The sequence below is a fragment of the Flavobacterium solisilvae genome, assembly GCF_012911605.1.
GTDB lineage: Bacteria > Bacteroidota > Bacteroidia > Flavobacteriales > Flavobacteriaceae > Flavobacterium > Flavobacterium solisilvae.
The window spans coordinates 1-4386 of the sequence record NZ_JAAMPT010000180.1 but is presented as its reverse complement, the minus strand read 5'-3'; the positions used below and the strand labels follow the sequence as shown (position 1 = coordinate 4386).

At 31.7% G+C, this 4386-nt stretch carries 7 protein-coding genes; all 7 read right to left on the bottom strand.

Translation table 11 applies throughout. The features are described 5' to 3' along the window. Positions 1-316: 316 nt before the first annotated feature. The 7 genes from G6042_RS00980 to G6042_RS00950 all read right to left on the bottom strand — a co-directional run bounded on the left by G6042_RS00980 (position 317) and on the right by G6042_RS00950 (position 3924). The gene (locus G6042_RS00980; protein ID WP_103727178.1) at positions 317-736 is read right to left on the bottom strand and encodes a hypothetical protein; all 420 of its coding nucleotides are present in this window, start codon (positions 734-736) and stop codon (positions 317-319) included. A gap of 194 nt (positions 737-930) precedes the next feature. After that, positions 931-1374 carry a DUF1801 domain-containing protein gene (locus G6042_RS00975; protein ID WP_169522400.1) on the bottom strand — a complete coding sequence of 148 codons (444 nt, stop codon included), beginning with the start codon at positions 1372-1374 and terminating at the stop codon, positions 931-933. After that, the gene (locus G6042_RS00970; RefSeq protein WP_169522399.1) at positions 1371-1754 is read right to left on the bottom strand and encodes a VOC family protein; all 384 of its coding nucleotides are present in this window, start codon (positions 1752-1754) and stop codon (positions 1371-1373) included. Before G6042_RS00970 ends, G6042_RS00975 begins: the two co-directional genes overlap by 4 nt. A 26-nt stretch (positions 1755-1780) precedes the next feature. Next, the gene (locus G6042_RS00965) at positions 1781-2242 is read right to left on the bottom strand and encodes a hypothetical protein (RefSeq protein WP_169522398.1); all 462 of its coding nucleotides are present in this window, start codon (positions 2240-2242) and stop codon (positions 1781-1783) included. 8 nt (positions 2243-2250) lie between these two features. Next, positions 2251-2781, bottom strand: a complete 531-nt coding sequence (locus G6042_RS00960; protein WP_169522397.1) for a 2'-5' RNA ligase family protein — start codon at positions 2779-2781, stop codon at positions 2251-2253. Further along, complete coding sequence (locus G6042_RS00955; RefSeq protein ID WP_169522396.1) at positions 2756-3427, bottom strand: hypothetical protein; 672 nt, start codon at positions 3425-3427, stop codon at positions 2756-2758. The genes G6042_RS00960 and G6042_RS00955 overlap by 26 nt, the downstream gene beginning before the upstream one ends. A gap of 5 nt (positions 3428-3432) precedes the next feature. Further along, complete coding sequence (locus tag G6042_RS00950; RefSeq protein ID WP_235933155.1) at positions 3433-3924, bottom strand: RNA polymerase sigma factor; 492 nt, start codon at positions 3922-3924, stop codon at positions 3433-3435. Positions 3925-4386 lie beyond the last annotated feature (462 nt).

Genomic DNA, 4386 nt, shown 5'->3' with positions numbered 1-4386 from the left:
TTCGTATCATTTTGGGAACAAATCAAACTACTTCAAAATATACCTTGGCTTAAAATCAATTTATAAGCTTTTAATTAAGTGAATTTGTATTGAAAATGAAGTTTTTTCACAACCTGACGTTTTGAGGCTTTAAGAAGTTGGGGATTTGTAAGCCCGAAACTTTCGATTAAACACTGGAATTCAAAAGTACAAAATAAACTTTAAATTAAGCCGAAAACCCCAATTTCTTAAAACCGCTGTTAGCAGTAGTGCTTTCATTTTTTACTCTTATGCTTTTTTGTAAATATGTTTTTTTTTTCATTTTTTTTCATTCAATTTAAAATGATTTTGATAAATGTTTAAATAAAAAACTTAAACATAGTATAATTGGTAAAGCTAACCAGCCAGTAAAGTAAATTTCTACACCATCTTCACCTGTTCCGTAACATAACGTTTCTGCATCAATATATATTCTTGCTAAGCAGGCTTGTAAACAAAGATATTCTATAAAATTAAAAAGAGTCAGTTTTGTCAAAGTTAGATTTTTAGTTTTCATTAGGTTTTTAATAAAAATAATCGGCAAAGTAAAAGCTAAAAAACTTGTCAAAATCCATACTAAATTCCAATAATTAACACAATTTAAACTAATTTTTTCTGTCAGATTTTGAAGTGAGAAAAACAAGTTTCCTGTTAATCCAGGAATAAAAATTGCAATGAGACAAAAAATTAATGTAGGTTTCAAAAAATTAGATTTCATTTTTTTGTCTTTTTTTGTCGATTTTGTTGGTTTTTTGGCGCATTACTGCTAACGGTTTGGGGCTTTGCGTTCGGGCGGGATTAGAAGCACGAATGTTCAACCTTGCACCAAAGTTACAAAAAAGTACGAATGTTCAATTTAGCACTTCAGCCCGCCTGACGCAAAACCCTTGTTATGCCTCGTTCTTCTGTTCGTCAGTGGTTGGTCTTTATTTTTGAAAATGTTTGTCCCACGAATTTTGTTGGTTTGTCTTTGTCCTTAATTGCAAAGTCAATAGCTTCTTGTACCAATGCTTTTACTTTCGGGTTTCTGTAATCGATTGTTGCTTTTACGTCTATATGCCTGATTAAATTACCTGTTCCTGTTAGCAGTTTATTTGGGTCTTTCAAAAGAGTTCCTTTGTTAAATCCTAAGCTTAAGTGGTTGGTATAAATTGGTATCATACAAAACGCATCTGATAGTTTTTCGGAAATTGAAAAAACGGCTGTCAAGGCGTGGGTGTGATATAAAAGTTCATTACTGTCTGGGTTTAACTCTAAAATGTAATGCCGTAGGTTGCTGTATAAATCAATGACTTCTTGGCTTTTAAGGTCTAAGAAAAATTGAAAATCGGGGTGTATTGGTCTTGCTTTTATCATCTTGCATTGTTGTCGTATTGCATTGCACAAATCAAATTTCCGTCAGTGTCCAAAAACTTTGTAATCCAACCCACATAAGGAATAACAGTTTTTGGCATTAAAATTTGTCCGCCATTATTTTTTACTCGTTCAATAATATCGTCCACATTTTCAACGCTAATGGTACATTCCAAGCCAATTATTTTTTCGGGAATAGGAGAATAATTTCTTGACTGCAAAGCACCAATTAATTCTCCTTTATCTGAATTGTCGTCTTTAATTTGTAAAAAGTCTTGCTGTCCAAAGGACTGAAAACCCCATTCAAAAACTTTGCTGTAAAAATCTTTTGCCCTACTAACATCGTCAGTATAAATTGCGAAATGTGATAACTTATTTTTCATTTTTTAGTTTCTAAATTATTGTAAAATCATTTGCCGGAAACTCCTTGCAAACTTTTAAGCTGTGTATTTAATAAAGTGGCTAAATCTTCGGTTGATGATGAAATAGTTTTGGCATCGTTGCAGTAAGTTGTTGCATTGCCACCTATCCAAAGTTCGTAGCCTTCTGTTTTCAGCGTTGCAAAATCAACCCATTTTTCGGGTTGTTTTTTTTCTAAAAATTCGCCACATATCAAATACGTTTCTGTTTCATACAGTTTAAGAAAAACATTGCGAAATTCAACACTACTATTTTGTTTGTTTTTGTAAAAATCCTGCACCGTGCTATTCATTAAAAATGTTTTTATGGTATCGGAGGCAGTAATGTTGTCTTTCATTGCAGTTGTCTGATTGGTGTTAGAAGATTTGTTTTCTGTATTATTTTGACACGAATACAAAAGAATAATAACAAGGGTTGAAAGAAGAAAGAATTTGTTTTTTAAGATTTTCATACTACTATTTATTTTAGATTAAATTGATTTACGATATTCCATTTACCGCCATTTAGTTGTTCAATAATCGAAACGGTTTTGAACGCAATTTTGGACGGCAGTTTTTGTTTTTTTAATTTCTCAAATATTTCATCTGTGCAATTTCCGTTTCGTGGATGAATGAGTGTTATGTGTGGATGTAAAATTGAGATGTTATTAATTCCCGTATTTGCTAATAATTTTTCCCTCAATGAATGAAACGAATGATTACTTCCTTTTCCCTCAATTAGTACGCCTTTGCCGTCATCAGACCTACGGAGATTTCCAAAATTTATTTCTAACATATACTCATTTAATTCTGAAAGATTTTTAGTTACATTTTCAATGTCTGTTAGTTCATCATCTCTTAGCAAAGTGATATGACACCCAATTAAGCTGTACTGTTCAGGATTATATTTTCTTCTGATTTTTTCAATGCTTTCCTTAAATGGTTCGTCAATGAAAAGAGTTGCCTGTACTCTTCGGATTTCATCATTATTTGCTGTCTTGACTTTTTTCATATTGCTCAATTTCTTTGTAAAATTCAATAGAGTTAATAATCGGTGTCCATTCTTTACCTTCAAAAATCATTTTGAACCATTTTTTATCTCTGTTTGAATATTTGATATTGGCAAATAACCAAACAGCCCAATAAGTAAATAATAAAGTAAAGAAACCGTTTACAAGAATGTAGGCAATATTTCCGCTAACTATCATTTCTTTTGACAAATAAAAGGTTGTCCAAAAGGGTAACTGTAACAAGAGAATTTTTGCAGACCACAGCGTTGAACCTTTTAAGTAGGATAACTTTTTTTGAGCAGTAACAACGCTTTCAGAAATGTTTACATTAGAAATCATTATTAGCTGATAAATGTAAATACCAATTGCAACGGCAGTCAATAAAAGCTGTGCAGCAGCCGAATAGAGGAAAAATAAACTTATCTTATCATACGCATTCACAAAAAGATTTGTAACAATAATACCGCCAAACAGCACCCAAATAATACCGACAAATAGTGTAAATATTTTTATCGGTTTCATTTCAGATAATGTTGATTTTGTTTTTATCCGCAATATTTCTTGCGTATTTTTTTTGTTGAGCGACAATGCTTGTTCTACTTTGTCGTCATACATTTTCCATAGGTTTAAAACTTCTGTATGTTCCATTTTTTTTATTTTTTAAATTTTTGAGTTAATAACATTTTAATTCTGCTGACCTTAGTGCCAGCGTTACTTTCGCTTATACCTATAATTTCGGCTATCTCTTTATGAGATTTTTGTTCCAAATACAGTAGCATTATGGCTTTGTCCATTTCTTTCAATTCGTATATGAACTGTTGTAGCAAGTTCAAATTGTCTTCCATTTCCTGATTAAATAAAATGTCAGAAACAACAAGCAAACTATCGTCTATATCAACTTTGTTTTGAGTAATAGTCCGCTGTTTTCGATAGAATGAGATTGCTACATTTAATGAAATGCGATATATCCAAGTAGAGTATTGAAACTGCGGATTGTAATTGTCAAATCCTTTCCAAAGCTGGTAGATTATTTCCTGTATTAAATCCTTTCTGTCTTCGCTATTCTTGCAATAGTTATTCGCCACCTTATACAAAATACCCTTATGACTGTCTATTACCGAAAGGAATTTATCTTCCTTTTTCATAGGCAAGTGGGTTTATGTGTACAAGTTCTATGAGAAAGATTTGGGTTTCTGCATTATTTGCAGATAAGTTGCTTACAGTTTGCGTAATCTTTACTTTAAAGGAGCAAATGATAACAAGCATAATAGCTACGCCACAAAAAAGAGGATAAATTTTCTTAAAGTTCATTGTCTGTATATTTTAAATTGAACACTATTTTCCTAATTATTCGCAACGGTCATTCAAAAATCACAGAAATAAACTTTTATTTTTTAGATAAGCAGAATTTGTAAAAAATTGTCGGTCGCTTTTTGTTTGTCAGCCCGAAAGTTTGGAGTTAGCACGGTCGTCCATAGAATGAGGCATAACGTCAGACTGTGAAAAAACCTCCACAATCCTAGTACCAAATATAGTAAAATATTTGTAAGAAAAAGATAAATTCATTATTTTTAGTGATGCAACATATACAAGGAATAGCTCGCAAC